Origin of the sequence: Paraburkholderia franconis (assembly GCF_009362735.1) — a bacterium.
GTDB classification, from domain to species: Bacteria; Pseudomonadota; Gammaproteobacteria; order Burkholderiales; family Burkholderiaceae; genus Paraburkholderia; species Paraburkholderia franconis.
In genome coordinates this window covers 76,375-95,872 of the sequence record NZ_WHNP01000018.1, presented here as the reverse complement: position 1 = coordinate 95,872, position 19,498 = coordinate 76,375, and the positions used below count along the sequence as shown (strand labels likewise).

Genomic DNA, 19,498 nt, shown 5'->3' with positions numbered 1-19,498 from the left:
AAGCCGCATTCGCCACCGCGCGCTAGACTTTCCGATGCCTCTTGCACTCGCCGCCGCATCGCTCCACAGGACCAAGGATCGCCGCATGACACTTCGCCCCGACTCCGCGACGCTCGACGCGTACACGCGCGACGCCGCCCGCTACTCGCGCGAATGGCTCGATCAGCCGCCGCCCGACGACATGTACGCGCTATGGCACGACCATCTGCTGCCGATGGGCAAGACGGCCGACATCGGCTGCGGCAACGGCCGCGATACCGCATGGCTCGCGGATCACGGCTACCGCGTGACGGGCTTCGATGCGTCGGAGGGGCTGCTCGACGAAGCGCGGCGGCTCTATCCGCCTATCGCGTTTCGCACGGCGGCGCTGCCGTCGCTGGCCGAGATCGACGAGCAGTTCGACAACGTGGTCTGCGAAACCGTGCTGATGCATCTCGCCGCCGACGCGATCACCGATGCCGTCGACAACCTCGTGCGCATCCTGCGCCCGAGCGGCATCCTGTATCTGTCGTGGCGCGTCACCGAGGGCGAGGACCAGCGCCAGCCGGACGGTCGCCTCTATTCGGCGTTCGAGCCTTCGCTCATCACGAATGCGTTGAGCGCCTGCGTGATCCTGTTCGCCGACGACACGACGAGCGCCAGTTCGGGCAAGCGCGTGTGCCGCATCATCGCGGCCAGGCGCATGGAAGGCGCCGGGGGTTGAAGGCGGCCCGGCACAAGTCCGTCAATCGATCGCGAGACACGCTCGAATCGCGGGCAGCATGGCCTCGACGGCTGCGCGCCCTTCCTCGATCGCGGGCTCCGCGCGGTGGAAATCGAAAATGCCCATGCCGCCCAGACGCGGCTGGATCAGGATGTCGGCTGGCTCGCCCGCGAGTCGGCTGCGCGTGATCCGCACCTGCATGATGTCGATGCTTTGCGCGATCGAGCTGAGCAACGAAGGTACGCGCGCGCTCGGCGCGGGCGGCACGCGCACGTCGGGCGAATACTCGGGCGAAGGCTGCAGCCAGTTCGGAAACGGCTTGCCGTTGCGCCGTAGCAGCGGCGCCGGCGTAGCCGTGGCGATCTCCGGCGGCGGCGCATCGGGGTCGACGCCGACGGGCTCCGCTTCTTCGACGGGCAAGGGCGGCAAATCGACCACCGCGCCGCCGAAATCGCGGCCGTTGAGAATATCGTTGTTCAGATCGACGGCGATCACGTAATCGGCCCGCATGCCGCGCGCAACAGACACGGGCACGGGGTTCGACAGCCCGCCGTCGACGAGCCACACGCCATCGTGCAGAACGGGCGTGAAGATGCCGGGGATCGCAATCGACGCGCGCACCGCATCGACCACGCCGCCATCCTGCAGCCACGTCTCGCGGCCCGAATCGAGCTCGGTCGCGACGGCGGCGAACGGCATCTCCAGCTGGCTGATATCGCGGCCGTTGAAGCGGTTCGCAAACACCTGAATGACTTTCTTGCCGCCGAGCAGGCCGCCCGAGATACGCAGATCGAGCAGCCGCACCACCGTCTGCCACGTGAGCCGCGACACCCATTCCTCGAGCCAGTCGAGGTCGCCGTTCGCGTAGACAGCGCCGACCAGCGCACCGATCGACGTGCCCACGACGATATCCGGCCTGATCCCCGCATCGTGCAGCGCGCGAATCGCACCGATATGCGCCCAGCCGCGCGCAGCGCCCCCGCCGAGCACGAGGCCGATGCGCCGGTAGCGTCTATGAGTTGACACCGTTGTTCTCTCCCTTGCTTGCAGCCATTTTTATGATTGGACCGGCGTTTTCGGCGTTTGTTTTAATCGTCCGCTTTTGCACCCGGTAATTCGCGCCCGGTATTTCGCGCCCAGTTCGCGCCTGCTATCCGGTCGTGGTCGTCGCCTGGCGAGTGTCGTCCTCCGCTTCGTTCGCGGTCTCGCGGTCTCGCGGTCTCGCGTGCTTTGCGCTTTGCGCTTCGTACTTCGTGCTTCGTGCTTCGTACTTCGTCAGTGGCCGCGCATCACGTCCGAGCGCGACGTCGTGTAGACGACGTGATTGACGTCGAAATGCACGTTGAAAAAGCCTTCCTCGGTGACGCCGCCTTCGCGCCACTTCCAGCTCCATACCGTCTCGGGCTTGAGCGGATAGACGGCCACTTCGCCGGGCTTGCCGAGCAGGCGCCGCACTTCGTCCTCCGTCATGCCCGGGCGGATCTTCGCGAAGTTCGCGGCCGTCAGCACTTGCGTGATCGCTTGCAGCGTGCCGTCCGGGCCGATGTCGACCATGTACGTGTTGAGGCCTTGCGGGCCGCGCGGATATTCGAGCCGTTTCGAGCCGTCGGTGAAATCGCGCTCGGTTTCGGGCTTGCCCATCTGGTCGCGAATCTGCGCTTCCGTCGTGACGCCGGGCGTGAGGCCTTTCAGAAGCAGCGCATCCGGCTTGACGGCGTTGAAAAATTCCTTGAGTTTTTGCACGGCTTGATCGCTTTGCTGTTGGTCGCAGCCGGCAAGCGCGGACAGCGCGCCCGCCATGGCCACGAAAAGCATCATGTTGCGCAACGAGGTGCGGATAACCATCTTCGATGACATGTCAATCACATGGTGTGAACCACAGAGAGGATAACCCGCTCGACGGCGAAACCGTGAGCGAACGCGAGGCGGATGTGTTTGGAAAGTTAAAGAATTGCTACGCGAGATTTCGCGCGGATGGAGAAGTGTGGAGTGCGGAGAAGTGCCGGGATAATTCGTTGCACGAGCGCGTGCATGAGTGAGGGCCAGGCCGACGCAACCGGTTCGCTGCGAAGAACGCAAGCTCCGGATACGAGCCGCAACGCAGTTAGCGTTTCGGCCAGAAGCCACTCGGGCATCTGGCCGTCACGCAGTTTCACCACTTGATCGGCCGCCGGAGCGACGGCCACTGGCCCCTCGACTATCCCGCAAGTGCTGACAATCTAGCGTCAGCACGCGAATTTCGCGAGAGCGCGTTTACACCGAATCGGCTGATGAATCGTGCGCTGACGTCGCCGATTTCGCGGGCGCACGCAAAGATAGCAGGCAGGCGATGCGTGCCCGGCTGACCCGGCCGGCCCGGTTCGCCCGGGTGTGCGTTGCGTAGCCGACCTACGCGTGACGTGACGGACCGACCGGCGTCAAGGTCCGTGGAGGCCGCCGTCTCGCCGCGCGAGAACGCGCCGCGCAGTTTCGCGTCGTCGACGGCGACGCCTTCACCCTAACGCGCGGGCCCGCCGGACTCTGTGCGACGACACACGCATCGAAGCAGACGGCAACGCGCCAGACAGCAACGCATTGCGAGCCCGGTTTTCAAGGGGTTTCTGCCGTCGCGCGGCCTCACTTTTCCGCTCGTATCAGGCGCGACCCTCCAGACGTCAGGGGCATGATCACGCCGCCAGCACGAATGGGGGCCCTTTGGCACAATCCGCTTTTGCCCATGCCGATCCGGCTCGCCCATCGCCGCCCCTTGCAGCGGACGATGGTTGGCCGCACATCCATTGCCATGATTCCTTTTTCGGTCCTAGATCTTTCTCCCATCACGGCTGGCGCGAGCGCCGCCGACGCGTTCCGCAACACGCTCGATCTCGCGCAGCACGTCGAGCAATGGGGCTACAAGCGTTACTGGCTCGCCGAGCATCACAACATGACGGGCATCGCGAGCGCGGCGACGTCCGTCGTGATCGCGCATGTCGCGGGCGGCACGAAGACGATCCGCGTCGGCTCTGGCGGCGTGATGCTGCCGAATCACGCGCCCCTCGTGATCGCCGAGCAGTTCGGCACGCTGGCGTCGCTCTATCCGGGGCGCGTCGATCTCGGCCTCGGCCGCGCGCCCGGCACGGACCAGACGACGGCCCGTGCACTGCGCCGCGATCTGCACGGCAGCGCCGATTCGTTTCCTGACGACGTCGTCGAGTTGCAGCGCTATTTCGCCGATCCCGTGCCGGGCCAGCGCGTGCGCGCCGTGCCGGGCGCGGGGCTGCACGTGCCGCTGTGGCTGCTCGGGTCGAGTCTCTTCAGCGCGCAGCTGGCGGCGGCGCTCGGCCTGCCGTTCGCGTTCGCCTCGCACTTCGCGCCCGACTACCTGATGCAGGCGCTGCATGTATATCGCGCGCAGTTCCAGCCGTCGGAGACGCTCAAGAAGCCGTACGTGATGGTTGGCGTGAATCTGTTCGGCGCCGATACGAACGAACAGGCGCAACGCCTCTTCACGTCGTTGCAGCAGCAGTTCATCAATCTGCGGCGCGGCACGCCGGGGCAGTTGCAGCCGCCCGTCGATCGCATCGACGCATCGGAGATGGAGCTGGGCAGCGTGCGGCATTCGCTCGCGTACTCGGTCATCGGCGATCGCGACACGGTGCGCGAAGGCCTGCAATCGATCATCGGGCAAACGGGCGCGAACGAACTGATGCTGACCGCGCAGATCTACGACCACGCGGCACGCCTGCGTTCGTTCGAGATCGGCGCGCAGGTGCGCGACGAGATCGGCGGGAAGTGAGGTCTCGATCGGTTACGGTACGGCCGGCGCGTGGTGCGTGCGAGGCAGCGGCACCGCCGCAATGACAGGCGTACTCGACGCGGGCGAAGGCGGCACCACCGCCTTCGCACCATCGAACATGCGCCTTCAGTGATCGGCCGGCACCGCGGCGAGCCCGTCGAGCAGCGCCTTGTGAAAGGCTTGCGGGTCCTGCATCTGCGGCGCGTGGCCCAGCTCGGCGAACTCGACGAGCTTCGCGTGCGCAATGGCCTGCGCGGTCTGCTTCGCCAGTTCCGGGTAGTGCCCGATCTTCGCGCGCACGTCGGGCGGCGACGCATCCTTGCCGATGGCCGTCGTGTCCTTGTCGCCGATCAGCAGCAGCGTCGGCATCTTCAGTTGCCCCAGTTCGTAGACGACGGGCTGCGTGTAGATCATGTCGTACAGCAGCGCCGAATCCCACGCGACTTCCTTCTTGCCCAGGCCGCGATACATGCCCGCGAGCATCTGCACCCACGGCTCGAAATCGCTGCGCCACTGACCCGAGTAGTAGGTGGCCTGTTCATATCGGCGGATGCCGTCCGCAGTGGTCTTGAGTTCGCGCTCATACCATTGATCGACGGAAAGCGACGGCACGCCCTTCGCCTTCCAGTCCTCGAGTCCGATGGGGTTGACGAGCACCAGTTGCTGCGTCTGCGCCGGATACATCAACGCATAGCGGATCGCGAGCATGCCGCCCGTCGAATGGCCGATGACGGTCGCGTTGCTCACGCCGAGCGATTCGAGCAGCGCGTGCGTGTTGCGCGCGAGCTGCTGGAAGCTGAACTGGTAGCGCTGCGGCTTGCTCGACTTGCAAAAGCCGATCTGGTCGGGCGCGATCACGCGATAGCCCGCCGCCGACAGCCGCTCGATCGTGCCTTCCCATGTCGCGGCGCAAAAATTCTTGCCATGCAGCAACACGGCCGTGCGGCCGTTCGGATGCGCGGGCGCAATGTCCATGTAGGCCATGTGCAGCGCTTCGCCTTGCGACGCGAACTCGAACTGCCGCACGGGCGCCGGATAGTTGAAGCCCTCTAGTTCGGGACCGTACGCGGGACCATCGTCGCTCGCGGCCGCGTTTGGCGAAGACGCGGCGGATGACGCAGAGGCACCCGCGGTATCGGCGGCGAAGGCATTCGCGCCCACAGCGGCGACGCTTGCGGATAAGGCGACGGCAATGAGGGATGAAGGCAATCTCATAGGCAGTGAGCGTGGAAGAGGAAGACACAGGAAGAAAGAGCGGACAAGCCCGCATGATGCCCGCGTCGCGGCCGCTTTGCAGCGCCGCGCGCAGGTGCGCTGCGCGGAGCGGCGAGCGCAGTCCAAACGCGAGCGCAGTCCAAACACGCGTTTGACTACGGCATCAATTACCGCATGCGCCTCATGCCGCAACGCGTAGCCGCCGTTTCTACCGGGTATTGGCCGCTTCCCCCATCGTGGCGCACGCGCAATGTGGCGTGCCGAACGCGCGACGTGCAATACGCCGATGCCCCACCGTTGCGCGCCGCATGCGCATGGTCCAGACTAAACGCTGGCCGGCGCAGCCGACGTCAACAATACCCAGCGCCAGGCCAGAACAACAAAAACGCCGGGGGCAAAGTAGGCGAAGACAGAAAGCTTCCACCAGGGCTCACCCATAACAGCAACCATCCTGGATGGGACCAGGGTATGGCACTCAAGCGTCGAGGTCGCTAAAGCGCCAACTCCGGTCAACCGCCTTGCATGGGACCAGAGTAGGTGCTCTGCATGGGGCTGGAGTAAGTGCTGAAGCACTAACTCCAGCCGACAGCCAAAGCGCCAACTCTGGTCGACACCGGAGACGCACATGGATACGCCGGCAAGCCTCAACGATCTTCAGCACACGACACTCGCCATCGTTCTCGCTGGTGGACGCGGCACCCGCCTCGGACCCCTGACGAACAAGCGCGTCAAACCCGCCGTCCATTTCGGCGGCAAATACCGGATCATCGACTTCGCGTTATCGAATTGCCTGAACTCAGGCATCCGGCGCATCGCCGTCGTCACCCAGTACAAGGCGCATTCGCTGCTTCGCCACGTGCAGCGCGGCTGGGGCTTCCTGCGCGGCGAGTTCAACGAGTTCATCGATTTGTGGCCCGCGCAGCAGCGCGTCGAAGGCGCGCACTGGTATCGCGGCACGGCCGACGCGGTGTTCCAGAACCTCGACATCATCCGCTCGATCAGTCCGAAGTACGTCGTCGTGCTGGCGGGCGACCACATCTACAAGATGGACTACACGCGGATGGTGATGGACCACGTCGAGTCGCATGCGGACTGCACGGTCGGCTGCATCGAAGTGCCCCGCATGGATGCCGTCGCGTTCGGCGTGATGCATGTGGACGAACAGCGCCGCGTGACGGGCTTCGTCGAAAAGCCCGCCGATCCGCCCGCGATGCCCGGCCGACCCGACATCGCGCTCGCGAGCATGGGCATCTACGTGTTCAACGCCGAGTACCTCTACTCGCTGCTCGAGGAGAACATCACCAGCGTCGCAACCGATCACGATTTCGGCAAGGACATCATTCCGCGCGTCGTCACGTCGGGGCATGCGATCGCGCATCCGTTCAGCATGTCGTGCGTGTCGTCGGACCCGAGCGTCGAGCCGTACTGGCGCGACGTCGGCACAATCGACGCCTACTGGGCCGCGAATCTCGATCTCGCATCGACGATTCCCGCGCTCGATCTCTACGACCGCAACTGGCCGATCTGGACACATCAGGAGCAGTTGCCGCCCGCCAAGTTCGTGCGCGATCTGAACGGACTACAAGGCTCGGGCACCAACATGATCGTGTGCGGCGGCTGCGTGATCTCCGGCTCGCAGATTTCGCGCTCGGTGCTGTCGTCGAATGTCGTCGTGAATTCGTTCTGTAACATCGCTGAGGCAGTCTTGTTGCCGCAGGTGACGATCGGCGCAAGCTGCCGCCTGCGCAAGGTCGTGATCGACCGCGGCTGCCAGCTTCCCGACGGCACCGTGATCGGCGAAGACCCCGCGCGCGACGGTGAGCGCTTCTACCGGACAGATAGTGGCGTCGTGCTCGTGACGGCCGAAGCGCTCAGGCGCCAGGGGGCGTCGGCGCAATAGCGGGCGCGCGCGGGCGCGGCCATCGCCGGCACTGGAATAACGAACCCAACCCATTGCGAACAGGACCCAGCCCATGACGATCCGCGCGCTGCACGTCGCAAGCGAGCTGTATCCCCTTCTGAAAACGGGCGGCCTCGCCGATGTCGTGGGCGCGCTGCCGCCCGCGCTGATCGAGCTGGGCGCCGACGTGCGCGTGCTGCTGCCGGGCTTTCCCGCCGTCGTCGCCGGGCTGTCGGACCTGCAGCCCGTCGCGCGGATCGGCGAGCGCTTCGGCGCGCCCGACGTGACGCTCGAGCGCGGCACGCTGCCCGCGAACGGCCTCGTCGTGTATGTGATCCGCGCGAAGACGCTGTACGACCGCGGCGGCAATCCGTATCTCGACGCCGAGCACGTGCCCTACGGCGACAACGCGCAGCGTTTCGCGACGCTCGGCTGGACGGCGGCGCAGCTCGCGCAGCAGCTCGATCCCGAATGGACGCCGCAGATCGTCCACGCGCACGACTGGCACGCCGGTCTCGTGCCCGCGTATCTGAAAGCCGCCGGGCGCGAGCGCGGCAAGCCGCTGCCGCGCACGGTGTTCACGGTTCACAACCTCGCGTATCAGGGCATCTTTCCCGCGCATCAGTTCGGCCAGCTGGGACTGCCCGCCGATTTCTTCCACATGAGCGGCGTCGAGTTCTACGGGCAGATGTCGTTTCTAAAAGCAGGCCTCTTCTACAGCGACCGCATCACGACGGTGAGCCCGACCTATGCGCGCGAAATCCAGACGCTCGCGCAAGGCGGCGGGCTCGACGGGCTGCTGAGCCAGCGTTCGCACGATCTGTCGGGCATTCTGAACGGCGTCGACTACACGGTGTGGCGACCGTCCACCGATCAGCTGATCGCCGCGCGCTACACCGACACGCGCCTCGCCGGCAAGCGCGCGTGCAAGACGGCGCTGCAGGAGCGCTTCCATCTCGCGCAGACGAGCGACGCGCTGCTGTTCGGCGTCGTGAGCCGGCTGACCGAGCAGAAAGGTCTCGACCTGCTGCTCGCAGCGCTGCCGGAGATCGTCAAGCGCGGCGGCCAGCTCGTCGTATTCGGCACCGGCGATCCGGCGCTCGAGAACGGCTTGCAGCGCGTCGCGCACGCGCATCCGGAGAGCGTCGCCGTCGAGCTCGGCTTCGACGAGACGCTCGCTCATCAGATCGTCGCGGGCAGCGACGTGATCGCCGTGCCGTCGCGCTTCGAGCCATGCGGCCTGACGCAGCTCTATGCGCTCGCGTACGGATCGCTGCCGCTCGTGCATCGCGTCGGCGGACTCGCGGATACCGTCACGGATGCGTCCCTCGAAAACATCGCCGACGATCTCGCGACGGGCTTCGTGTTCGAGCGCTTCGAGCCCGATGCGCTGTTGGGCGCGATCCGCCGCGCTTTCGCGCTCTACGCGCGGCGCACCGACTGGAAAGCGGCGCAGCGGCGCGCGATGCGCCAGGACTTCAGCTGGGGCGCGTCTGCGGAACGCTATCTCGCGCTGTATCGCGAACTGGTCTGAGCGCGCGTCAAGGCGTGCTGCGGCGCCACGTGACCGGGCGCAAGCGGCTGTGCCAACGGCCTTCGCGGTGATGGTTCGGCGCAACACGAAGGGGCCGGATCGCTTCCGTCGCGCGAAAACTCATGTATCTTGTGCTGATCAGGGCATAACGCGCATGCTGTCCATGTATCGATGGACATCGACGCCAAAACGGTGCAAGGACGTCGCGCGCGGCTGCCCGACAAGCCGTTTGGCGCATGAGCCAACGCATGCTGCCTGCCGGGTGCCCAGTGCCCGTCAATACATCCGATCCGCATTCGACCAGCGCCTTCGCCGCGCCATATCGGTTCAACATGAAAAACGTTCTGAGCATTCAGTCACACGTCGTGTTCGGGCACGCAGGCAATAGCGCGTCGGTGTTTCCGATGCGGCGTCTCGGCGTCAACGTGTGGCCGCTCAACACGGTGCAGTTCTCGAACCATACGCAATACGGCCATTGGGAAGGCAGCGCGATCGACGCATCGCAGATGCTCGCGCTCGTCGAAGGCATCGGCGCGATCGGCGTGCTGCCGCGCTGCGACGCCGTGCTGTCGGGCTATCTCGGCACGCCCGAGCAGGCGCAGGCGGTGATCGAAATCGTGCGCGCCGTGAAGGCCGCGAATCCGCATGCGCGCTATATCTGCGACCCAGTGATGGGCACGGCGACGGGCCGCCGCGTCGAGCCCGGCATCCAGCAGTTTCTCGTGCGGACGATGCCCGAAGTCTCCGACGTGATGTGCCCGAATCACAGCGAATTGCAGCGGCTCGTGGGCCGCGAGATCGAAACCGTCGAAGAAGCCGTCGCCGCGTGCCGCGACCTGATGGAGCGCGGACCGAAGACGGTGCTCGTCAAGCATCTGCTCGATCGCAACAGCGCTGCGGACCGCTTCAACATGCTCGTCGTCACCGAGCGCGAAGCGTGGATGGGACAGCGCCCGCTCTACCCGTTCGCGCGGCAGCCCGTCGGCGTCGGCGACCTGACGAGCGCTGTGTTCGTCGCGCGCATGCTGCACGGCGATTCCGTGCGCGGCGCGTTCGAACATACGATGGCCGCCGTCAACGCAGTCGTGCGCGCGACGTGGGACGCGGGACGCTATGAACTCGAGATCGTCGCCGCGCAGGACGATATCGCGCATCCGCGCGACTGGTTCGATGCCTGGGTCGTCGAGTCCGCATAGCGTCCGGCGATACATCGAGCGCCCCGCGAACTTTACCTTTCTGCCTGACGTCCTATAATGCGTGCCGCGTGAAACCGCGCGGCATTTTTATTGGCACTGGCAGACGAGGCACCGATGGACGGCACTATCCGCAGCGAACGTGAAGAGCAGTTTGAAGAGTTGTGCATCAGCGCCGATGCAGACGAAGCGCACGAGCAGGAAGCGATCGAGTTCTTCGAATCGCAGTTCGGCGAAGCGGATTTCGACGCGGCTCAATGGCTCGATATCGCGCTCTACTATTCGCCCGCCGTCGCGCGCGGCATCATCGACATGGTCACGCCCGACGACAAGGCGCGCAGCAACATCGCCGAAGTGATCGGCGACAACCTCGACATCTCGTATGGCGCGGACGAATGCCAGCAGTTCGCCGAGACCCTTCACTTCGCAATCGCGAACGGCGTGCCCGTCGATCTCGACGTGGTGCTCGACGGTTGCCAGCGCGCAATCGACGATCTCGACACGTGGGCCGAAGACGACATGAAAGAACCGCTGCTGCGTCTGCGCGAAGAACTGCTGCGCATGCAAGGCGAGCAGTGAGCGCATCACACTGATTGTCACGCGCGGCGCCTTCTGCATCTATTGCATCAACGGGCGTTGCGCGATCGCCAGCGCGTGATGCGGACACGACGCGCGGCCTCCGCACATTCCCTCCCCTTGCGCGGCCAACCACACGCGCATCTTCCCTGCCCCCGCTCGATAGCCGGCACACTCGCTGTGCTGAAATGCGCATTCAACATGCCGCGAACTGCCAAGACGCAAGCATATTGGCTTTCTATATTCGCGCCACGGATCGGCTGCAGCACGCGGGTTGCGCGAGGGCTTAGGTCCGTCGGCGGAGGGCATGCAAGCGATGCGGCTTCGGTGTTTTCCAGCATTGCCGTCCGTGCTCCATCGTCCGTACTCTCGTCCGTGCATTTGTCCGATTTCGTCACGAAGGAGACCTGCCGACACACTGCATCGAGCAATCCGACCGGTAGCGCTTCGCGTCATTCGACGCAAGACCAGACGTCGAGCCGACGTGAAGCGCGCACTGCAAGCCGGCTGTTTTCCCATCCCTGTCTGCCGATGTAAGGAGAAACCATGAGCCTTTGCAAGACGCTGAATCCGTTTGCCGTGATGTTGGGCGCTGTGCTGTCCATCGCGCCGCTCACCAGTTTCGCCGCAGACGAAATGCCCGTAAAAATAGGCTTCGCCGCGCCGATGACGGGCCCCAACGCAGGGTATGGCAAGGACCTGCAGAACGGCGTGCGGCTTGCCATCGAGGAAGCCAACGCGCAGAAGATCAGGATCGGCGACAAGGTCGCGCATTTCGAGCTGGTCTCGGAGGATGACCAGGCCGACCCGCGCATCGGCGTGCAGGCCGCGCAGAAACTGGTGGACCAGAGCGTGTCCGGCATCGTCGGCCACTTCAATTCGGGCACGACGATTCCCGCGTCGCAGGTCTACGAGCAGGCGGGCATTCCGATGATCGATCCCGCCGCGACGAACCCGACCATCACGAACCGCGGCTTCGCGAACACGTTCATGGTGATCTCCACCGACGCGCAAAACGCCGGCAACGCAGGCACGTACGCCGTGCAGGTGACGAAGGCGAAGCGCATTGCGATCATCGACGACCGCACGGCGTTCGGCCAGGGTGAAGCGGACGAGTTCGAGAAGGCGGTGAAGGCGGCGGGCGGCAATATCGTCGCGCGCGAGTTCACGAGCAACACGGCCGTCGACTTCAGCACACAGCTCACGAAGATCAAGGCGACCAACGCCGATCTGATCTTCTTCGGCGGACTCGACACGCAGGCTGCCGCGATCGCGAAGAAGATGAAGCAGCTCGGCATGACGGCGCAATTGCTCGGCGGCGGCGGCGTCGAAGATCCCGAGTTCGTGAAGCTCGCGGGCGAAGCGGCCGAAGGCGCGATGGCCTGGGAATATGGCCGCCCGCTCGCTCAACTGCCCGGCGGCAAGGACTTCTCGGCGAAGTTCAAGAAGCGCTTCGGCGACGACATCCTGTCGTATGCGCCATTCGGCTATGACGCGGCTTGGGCCGTGATCAAGGCGATGCAGACGGCGAAATCGTCGGACCCGAAGGTGTACCGCCCGGCTCTCAAGAGCATCAACTTTGAAGGTGTGACGGGCACGATCTCGTTCGATGGCACGGGTGCGCTCAAGAGCGCGGCATCGACGCTGTATCAGGTGAAGAACGGAGTTTGGGTGCCTGTCGTGACGAAGAGCGGCGTGTAACGGTCGTCGCGGTCCTTTGATTGGTGTACGTACCGCCACGGTACGGTGGCGGATTTACCAGGTGCCTGGATCTATGGCCATAAAAATCATCGCCGTATAAATTGGTGTACGTACGTTTTTGCACGCGCGTGATTCTCGTGACCGAGGCGCTGGTTAGAGCCCCCGAACGTTGAGAGCCCGTGGGTAGATGTCAAGCACTGGCGGTGTGAGCGGCTTTCTTCTGCCTACTCTTCTTTGCCGCGGCAAAGAAGAGTAGGTGCCGCCCCGCACAGGGGCAACGCCCGCGCCGCGAGGCGCATACGCGGATGCCAGCGGCAGGCTAAACGAACCTGAGACACCCACACCTCAGGCACCCTGGCCTGCCCTCACCACGATCTGCGACAACGCATCGCGTTCGATCCTCACCAGCGACGCCCGCGTCTGTGCGAACTCATCCGGGCCGCACACCTGATGCCCAAAACGCGCGTGCAACCGCCGCGTGATCTGCACGATCCGCAACGACGGATCGAACACATAGTGCGATTCGTAATCGAAGAGACGGTCGCGCACCGATGTGTCCTGCGGCATGTCGGTCACGCGCACCGTATCGGGCAGCGTGATCTGCGACGTCTCGTCGAAATCGCCGCCGATGCACACCCACGGCTGCGTGCGCGCCGGCTCCGCGAGCCACGCCTGCACCTGGGTCGCGATGCCGCCCGACAGGCTCGTCAGCGCGGGCAGCGCCGTCGTGCCGTCGGACCACGTGAAATGTTCGAGCGTGCCCTGCATCGTCGTCGAGAATGGGCCCGTAGTCGCCTGTAGTTCGCCCGGCTGCACGCGCGCGATGCCATGCAGTCCCGTCTGCCGCAAGCGGTCGGCGGCGATCTGCTGCCAGCGCTGACGCGTCGCACGTCGAAACACGTTGCGCTCCAGTTCGGCGGACACGCCCGCGTCCTCGACGCGATACGTGAAGCCCGCCGTGCCCGTGCGATCGACGTCGATGGCGAGCCGCACGCTGCGGTCGCGCTCCTGGGTCGCGGGCGTGCGCGCAAGCGCGCCGTCGTCGACGAGCAGCACGGGCCGGTCCATCGCGCCCGGCGGCAGATAGCCGAAGCCGATTCCGCCCGCCGTCGTATCCGCGTACATCTGCAGCGACGGAATCCACGTGATCGCGTGATTGATCGCGCTCGCGCCGTAGCCCGGCACGTCGGGCAGCGTATAGACGGGCCCGAGATTGAGCAGCACCGCCTGGCTGTCGATGCCGACGGCCGCCAGCATCGCGCCGAAGAGCGCGACGTGATCCTTGCAGTCGCCGTAGCGGTTGCGCAGGATGTCGCTCACCTTGTGCGGCATGGCCGCCGTCTCGCCGAGAAAAAGCGCGACATAGCGGATGTTCAGACGCACCCAGTCGTAAAGGATTTGCGCCTTCGTGCGCGGATCGTCGGTCTGCGCCGTCAGCGATTGCGCGAGTTGCACGACGCTCGGGTCGCGCCAGGTCGGATCGTACGCGGCTGCACGATAACGTTCGGCGAATGCGGCAAAGTCGCGCGTCGTCGAGACCATCAGGCGGTCGCCGTATGTCGGATAGCCGACGGCGCCAGACTCGACGGGCGCATAGGGTCCGTGATGGTATTCGAACGTGTAGCGCGTGCGTCCGTTCTCCGTCACGGGCGGCAGCGCGACATAGCCGCGCGCGTCGGCGTAGAGCGGCACGTCGGCGGGCAGATCGAAGATCAGCTGCTGCATGTCGACGGGCCCGCGCGTGGGCTCGACGAAATACGCGAACGTGCCCGCCTGCAACGGCACCGCGCGCGTCTTGCGAAACGCGAGATGCACGCGCGAACCCGGCTCGACGCCCGGAAAGATCACCGTGCGCAGCACGCCGTCCTCGAAGGTCGGCGCGCCCGCCGAACGCGGCTCCTGCACGTCGCGAATGCCGTCCGGCCCGACGGGATGCGCGACGCCGCTGCCGTCGATCGTCTCCGCCGCGAGCAGCTGCACCTGCTCGATGTCCTTGTTGAACCACACGTAGCGCTGCGCGATCTCGTCGACGCCGCTCGTCGTGTTCGCGCGCAGAATCGTATCGTCGTGCTCCTCGACCGAACCGTCCTTCTGCACGACGAAGAGATGCACGTCGCGTTCCGTGGTCGACGGCGGCACGTCGTCGGGCGCGACGCGCTCCTGCGCGTGCACGGCGGCCGCGCCACATGCGCAGACGATCAGCGGCAGCATGGCAGCCGCGCGCAACCGGTGCACACGCCGGCTCATGCTTTCGATGCCTCGCGGATGCGAGCCACACAATCCTCACGCGAGCCGCGCTGAACGCGCCACGCGCGCGGGCTCATGCCGAATTCAGCGCGAAACGCGTGATTGAAATTGGACACGTCGTTAAAGCCGCTATCGAGAGCGATATCGACGATCTTCGTGTCCTCACCGGCAAGCCGCAGCGCCGCGTGACGCAGCCGCGCGCGCAGCACATATTGATGCGGCGTGACGCCCGCCACGCGTTCGAAGGTGCGCAGAAAGTAGAAATCGGACAGCCCGCACATCTGCGCGAGACTCGCGAGCGTGTGCGGCGCATCGGGCGCTTCGTCGATCAGGCGCACGATCTGCGTGACGCGTGCCCACGCCGATGCGCTCGCCTCCGTGGCGCGGCGTTTCGCATCGGCTTGCGTCGAGCGCAGCGTGGCTTCGGCGAGATCGACGGCGAGTTCGTCCCAGGCTTCGAGCGCCGTTGCATCAGTCGCGCCCGCGCAGGCTTTCGCAATCAGGCCGGAAAACGCGCGCAACGGCGGCATGCAGCCGTGCCGGAACGGGATGTCCGTGCGTGAAAAGCCCGCATCGGCGGCGAGCCGCTCGAAGTACGCAGGCTGATAGTGAAACGACACGCAGCGATCGCCCGGCGCATGACGATGCCCGCACTCGAAGCATTCGCCCGCGTTGCCGAGCAGCAGCGAGCCGGGTGTCAGCAGCTCGCGCCCTCTCGTCGAGCGATAGCCGAACGCGCCCGCCACCACCATCGCGATGCAGACGCCCGCGTGCCGCTCTTCGAACGGCCGGTCGCGCGGACCGAACGTGCACAGCACATCGACGACGGTCCAGCCATCGCCCGCCGCGAGCGTGCGCATGTGTGTGTCGCCGCGCGCGCCGAGCACATCGCGTCGTTGCAGCGCGGCGTCGAGATCGACGGCAATTTTCCCCAAGATGTCACCTCGACGGGTCCGTACGATTGTTTTATCACATCGGCGGCAGGCGCACAGAGCCGCGCCCGGCCGCCTTTTTCAACCGGACTCTTCAACCGGACCCTTCAACCGAACCTGTCAAACGGAGCAACATGCAATGAACGCATTGGATCATGGGCTTGCTTCAGGCTTTCACACCGCACTCGCCGCACCCGGTCGCGCAGCGGATATCGATGCCGCCGACGATCTATATGGCTCGCTCGTCGGCAGCTGGGACATGGACGTGCTGCACTATCGCGTCGACGTGCGCGAGCGGCGCCTCACAGGCGAGATTCACTTCGGCTGGGCGCTCGAAGGGCGCGCGGTGCAGGACGTCTGGATCATGCCGCGCCGCGCGGACCGTAGTGCGCCACGCGAGCCCGGCCTCGACATGTACGGCACGACGCTGCGCGTCTGGGACCCGTCGATCGGCGCGTGGCGCGTCACGTACATCAATCCGGTGAACGGCCAGCGCGACGAACTGATCGCCAGGAAAGTCGGCCGCGATATCGTGCAGATCGGCACGCGTGCGAGCGGCACGCCGATCTGCTGGAACTTCACCGACATCACCGACGACGCGTTCCGCTGGACAGGTGTCGCGCTCGCCGATGACGGCATCACGTGGAATCTCGAAGGCGAGTTCATTGCGCGGCGCCGGCGCGGCTGACGTCGGCAAAAGAACGAGCGCAAGAGAGCGAACCGGCTAACGCTGCCGCAACTCCGCGCCCTCGTCCTTCGACAGCTTCACGAAGAAGAACAGCGAGCACAGCACCGCCGCGCCGACGACGAAAAACGCCGGCGAGAAGTCGCGCGCGGCGAGATGCGCGGCGCTGCGGCCGTGCAGATGCGCCGTCAGCGCGAGCAGCGACGCGCCGAACGCAACGCCCACGCTCACGGAAAGCTGCTGCGCCATGCCGGAGAGCGCCGTCGCGCGGCTCATCTTCGGCTTGGGCATGTCGGAGTAGCCGAGCGTGTTGAGCGTGACCATCGCCAGCGAATTGAAGAGGCCGCCCACCAGCAGCACGCAGAAGATCAGCAGATGCGGCGTGCTCGGCCGGAAAAGGCCATAGCACGCGTAGAAGCAGCCCGTCATGCAGGTCGCGCCGATCAGCACCGTGCGAAAGCCGATGCGGCGAATCGCGAGGCCCATCACACCGCGCACGGCGAGCGAGCCGACGGCCGTCGCGACGCTCAGCGACCCCGACGTGAGCGGCGAGAGACCGAAGCCCAGTTGCAGCATCAACGGCATCAGAAACGGCGACGCGCCGATGCCGATGCGCAGCGGCATGCCGCCGAGCACGGCTGTCCGGTAAGCCTTGAAGCGCAGCAGCAAGGGATCGATGATCGCGTCCGCGTGGCGGCGGCTATAGAGCCAGTACAGCAGCATCGACAGCGCGCCCGTGCCCGTGAACGCGAACGTCACCCATTGCGGCACGAGTCCGCGGCCCGCCGTGTCGAGCCCGCCGACCAGCCCGACGAGCCCCGTCGAAAGCAGAATGAAGCCGGGCAGATCGAAACGCTCGTCGATGTGCTCATGCGTATCGTCGACGAAGGCCAGCGCGCAGAGCACGCCGATCACGCCGAACGGCACATTCAGCAGGAAGATCCAGCGCCATGACGTGATCGTCACGACGAAGCCGCCGAGCAGCGGCCCGGCGAGACGCCCGACAGCGCCCGGCACGGTGAACCACACCATCGCCGCGACCATCCGCGCGGGCGGCACGCTGCGCAACAGGATCAGGCGGCCGACTGGCACCATCATCGCGCCGCCCATGCCCTGCAGCACGCGGAACACGACGAGCTGCGGCAGCGATGTGGCGAGCCCGCACAGCGCGGAAGCGAACGAAAACAGGCCGATCGCCGAGCAGAACACGCGGCGCGCGCCGAAGCGGTCGGCGAGCCAGCCGCTCGCGGGGAGGAACACAGCGAGGCTCAGCAGGTAGGAGGTGATCGCGAGATTCAGATGCAGCGCCTCGACGTCGAGCGAGCGCGCGATCGACGGCAACGCGGTCGCCATGATCGACGTATCGAGGTTTTGCAGGAACAGCGGACAGGCAACGATCAGCGGAATGATGCGGGCGCGGTCGGTCATCTTTTTCTTTTACCGCAAAACCGCCGGCGATGGCGAGTTCCATCGCGTCCCCGTCATTACGGTTTGTTGCGCGCGCTACCGGTTTGCGTCGCTTGTGGTTTGCGCTGCTTGTGGCTTGCGCCGCTTGTGGCTTGCGTCGCTTGTGGCTTGCGTCGCTTGTGGCTTGCGTCGCTTGTGGCTTGCGTCGCTTGTGGCTTGCGCCGCTTGTGGCTTGCGTCGCTTGTGGCTTGCGTCGCTTGTGGCTTGCGCATGCGGGCGGGCGCTCTTTACCTCGTCGCGCTGGCCGCGCCCTCTTCCAGCGCGCGACGCAGCGACAGCGCGATGCCGCGCGCCGCGAGCGTCACCTCATCCAGCGACGGAAACGACGGCGCGATACGCAGATGCCGGTCTTCGTCGTCGCGTCCGTACGGATAGGCGGCGCCTGCAGGCGTCAACACGAGTCCAGCGTCGGCCGCGAGCGCGACCGTGCGTTTCGCGTGGCCCTTCGGCGCGTACAGACTGATGAAGTAGCCGCCTTCCGGCCGGTTCCACGACACATCGGGCACATCGGCGAGCAGCGTGTCGAACTCAGCAACGACAGCGTCGAACTTCGGGCGCAGCAGCGCGCGATGCTTCGCCATCAGACGTTCGAGCCCTTCGCGGTCGCGCAGATAGCGCACATGCCGCAACTGGTTCAGCTTGTCCGGGCCGATCGTGCGAATGCTCGCATGCCGCTGCCACCAGCCGACATTGCGCCGCGACGACGCGAGAAACGCGACGCCGCCGCCCGCCAGCGTCACCTTCGACAGCGACGCGAACACCAGCGCGCGATCCGCATGTCCCGCCTGCTCGCAGAGTTCGATGATGTCGGGCGTCGCGTGCCGCGTGTCGGTCAGATGATGAAAACGGTAGGCATCGTCCCAGAAGAGCCTGAAATCGTTCGCGGCCGTCGGCATCGCGGCGAGACGCTCGATCGTCGCGCGCGACCAGATCGCACCCGACGGGTTGCTGTAGAGCGGCATGCACCAGATGCCCTTCACCGACGCATCGCGCTTGACGAGTGCTTCGATGGCGTCCATGTCGGGGCCGTCCTGCGTCATCGGCACGGCGATCATGCAGATGCCGAGCGCCTCGCAGATCGCGAAGTGCCGGTCGTATCCGGGCACGGGACACAGCAACGCGACCTCGCCCTGCCGGCTCCACGGCGCGTGATCGGATACACGATCGGACACGCCGTGCAGCATCGCGAACACGAGCGCATCGTGCATCAGTTCGAGGCTCGAATTGCCCGCCGCGACGACTTGCGCCGCGTCGACATCCAGCAGTTGCGCGCCGAATTCGCGCGCTTCCGGCAAGCCCAGCACATGACCGTAGTTGCGGCAATCGATTCCATCGCGCGACATGAAGCCCGCCGTCCCCGCTTCGTCGATCAGCGCGCGCGACAGGTCCAGCTGCTCGGGCGAAGGCTTGCCTCGCGACATGTCGAGCCGCATGTTCAGGCGCTTGAATTCGTCGTAGGTGGCGGGCGTCGTCATGATGTCGTGTGAAAGGTCCCGGACGAAATCAGTATGCCCGCCGCGGCTGAGTTCAGGCAAACGCGTTATATTGAACAATTCGATCAATATTTCTG

15 protein-coding genes are annotated in these 19,498 nt (G+C 65.6%); 8 read left to right on the top strand and 7 right to left on the bottom strand.

Annotated elements, in window-relative coordinates; translation table 11 throughout:
* Nucleotides 1-85 precede the first annotated feature (85 nt).
* Nucleotides 86-703: a class I SAM-dependent methyltransferase gene (locus tag GCT13_RS20480; RefSeq protein ID WP_152761005.1), complete on the top strand. Its 618-nt coding sequence runs from the start codon at nucleotides 86-88 to the stop codon at nucleotides 701-703.
* Between the two features lie 21 nt (nucleotides 704-724).
* On the opposite strand, the gene GCT13_RS20475 is transcribed toward GCT13_RS20480, so the two are convergent.
* The gene (locus GCT13_RS20475) at nucleotides 725-1,729 is read right to left on the bottom strand and encodes a patatin-like phospholipase family protein (RefSeq protein ID WP_321574496.1); all 1,005 of its coding nucleotides are present in this window, start codon (nucleotides 1,727-1,729) and stop codon (nucleotides 725-727) included.
* A gap of 249 nt (nucleotides 1,730-1,978) precedes the next feature.
* Nucleotides 1,979-2,521, bottom strand: coding sequence for an outer membrane protein assembly factor BamE domain-containing protein (bamE, locus tag GCT13_RS20470; protein WP_152761114.1), 543 nt, complete (start codon nucleotides 2,519-2,521; stop codon nucleotides 1,979-1,981).
* A gap of 964 nt (nucleotides 2,522-3,485) precedes the next feature.
* On the opposite strand from bamE, the gene GCT13_RS20465 reads away from it, so the two are divergent.
* Nucleotides 3,486-4,478, top strand: coding sequence for an LLM class flavin-dependent oxidoreductase (locus tag GCT13_RS20465; protein ID WP_152761001.1), 993 nt, complete (start codon nucleotides 3,486-3,488; stop codon nucleotides 4,476-4,478).
* 126 nt (nucleotides 4,479-4,604) lie between these two features.
* Here the strand turns inward: GCT13_RS20465 and GCT13_RS20460 are convergent, their stop codons facing one another.
* Complete coding sequence (locus GCT13_RS20460) at nucleotides 4,605-5,693, bottom strand: alpha/beta fold hydrolase (RefSeq protein WP_152760999.1); 1,089 nt, start codon at nucleotides 5,691-5,693, stop codon at nucleotides 4,605-4,607.
* Between the two features lie 625 nt (nucleotides 5,694-6,318).
* Between GCT13_RS20460 and glgC the strand changes: the two genes are divergently transcribed.
* The 5 genes from glgC (at nucleotide 6,319) to GCT13_RS20435 (ending at nucleotide 12,597) form a co-directional block, all read left to right on the top strand.
* Complete coding sequence (glgC, locus tag GCT13_RS20455) at nucleotides 6,319-7,593, top strand: glucose-1-phosphate adenylyltransferase (RefSeq protein ID WP_152760997.1); 1,275 nt, start codon at nucleotides 6,319-6,321, stop codon at nucleotides 7,591-7,593.
* A gap of 73 nt (nucleotides 7,594-7,666) precedes the next feature.
* A complete protein-coding gene (gene glgA / locus GCT13_RS20450) occupies nucleotides 7,667-9,127 on the top strand; it encodes a glycogen synthase GlgA (RefSeq protein ID WP_152760995.1) in 1,461 nt (486 codons plus the stop codon).
* 332 nt (nucleotides 9,128-9,459) lie between these two features.
* On the top strand, nucleotides 9,460-10,323 hold the full coding sequence (gene pdxY, locus GCT13_RS20445) for a pyridoxal kinase PdxY (RefSeq protein WP_152760993.1): 864 nt from the start codon (nucleotides 9,460-9,462) through the stop codon (nucleotides 10,321-10,323).
* A gap of 114 nt (nucleotides 10,324-10,437) precedes the next feature.
* Nucleotides 10,438-10,899: a hypothetical protein gene (locus tag GCT13_RS20440; RefSeq protein ID WP_152760991.1), complete on the top strand. Its 462-nt coding sequence runs from the start codon at nucleotides 10,438-10,440 to the stop codon at nucleotides 10,897-10,899.
* A 543-nt stretch (nucleotides 10,900-11,442) separates the two neighbouring features.
* The gene (locus tag GCT13_RS20435; protein WP_152760989.1) at nucleotides 11,443-12,597 is read left to right on the top strand and encodes a branched-chain amino acid ABC transporter substrate-binding protein; all 1,155 of its coding nucleotides are present in this window, start codon (nucleotides 11,443-11,445) and stop codon (nucleotides 12,595-12,597) included.
* A gap of 345 nt (nucleotides 12,598-12,942) precedes the next feature.
* On the opposite strand, the gene GCT13_RS20430 is transcribed toward GCT13_RS20435, so the two are convergent.
* Both GCT13_RS20430 and GCT13_RS20425 read right to left on the bottom strand, forming a co-directional pair.
* On the bottom strand, nucleotides 12,943-14,844 hold the full coding sequence (locus tag GCT13_RS20430; RefSeq protein WP_152760987.1) for a DUF3857 domain-containing transglutaminase family protein: 1,902 nt from the start codon (nucleotides 14,842-14,844) through the stop codon (nucleotides 12,943-12,945).
* The gene (locus GCT13_RS20425; protein ID WP_152760985.1) at nucleotides 14,841-15,779 is read right to left on the bottom strand and encodes an AraC family transcriptional regulator; all 939 of its coding nucleotides are present in this window, start codon (nucleotides 15,777-15,779) and stop codon (nucleotides 14,841-14,843) included. The genes GCT13_RS20430 and GCT13_RS20425 overlap by 4 nt, the downstream gene beginning before the upstream one ends.
* 136 nt (nucleotides 15,780-15,915) lie before the next feature.
* Here GCT13_RS20425 and GCT13_RS20420 point away from each other — a divergent pair, with 136 nt between their 5' ends.
* A complete protein-coding gene (locus GCT13_RS20420; RefSeq protein WP_152760983.1) occupies nucleotides 15,916-16,464 on the top strand; it encodes a hypothetical protein in 549 nt (182 codons plus the stop codon).
* A 36-nt stretch (nucleotides 16,465-16,500) separates the two neighbouring features.
* Here GCT13_RS20420 and GCT13_RS20415 read toward each other — a convergent pair whose 3' ends face one another.
* Entirely contained in the window at nucleotides 16,501-17,889 is a 1,389-nt protein-coding gene (locus tag GCT13_RS20415; RefSeq protein ID WP_152760981.1) for a DHA2 family efflux MFS transporter permease subunit, read from the bottom strand.
* Between the two features lie 266 nt (nucleotides 17,890-18,155).
* Entirely contained in the window at nucleotides 18,156-19,403 is a 1,248-nt protein-coding gene (locus GCT13_RS20410; RefSeq protein ID WP_152760979.1) for an aminotransferase class I/II-fold pyridoxal phosphate-dependent enzyme, read from the bottom strand.
* Nucleotides 19,404-19,498 lie beyond the last annotated feature (95 nt).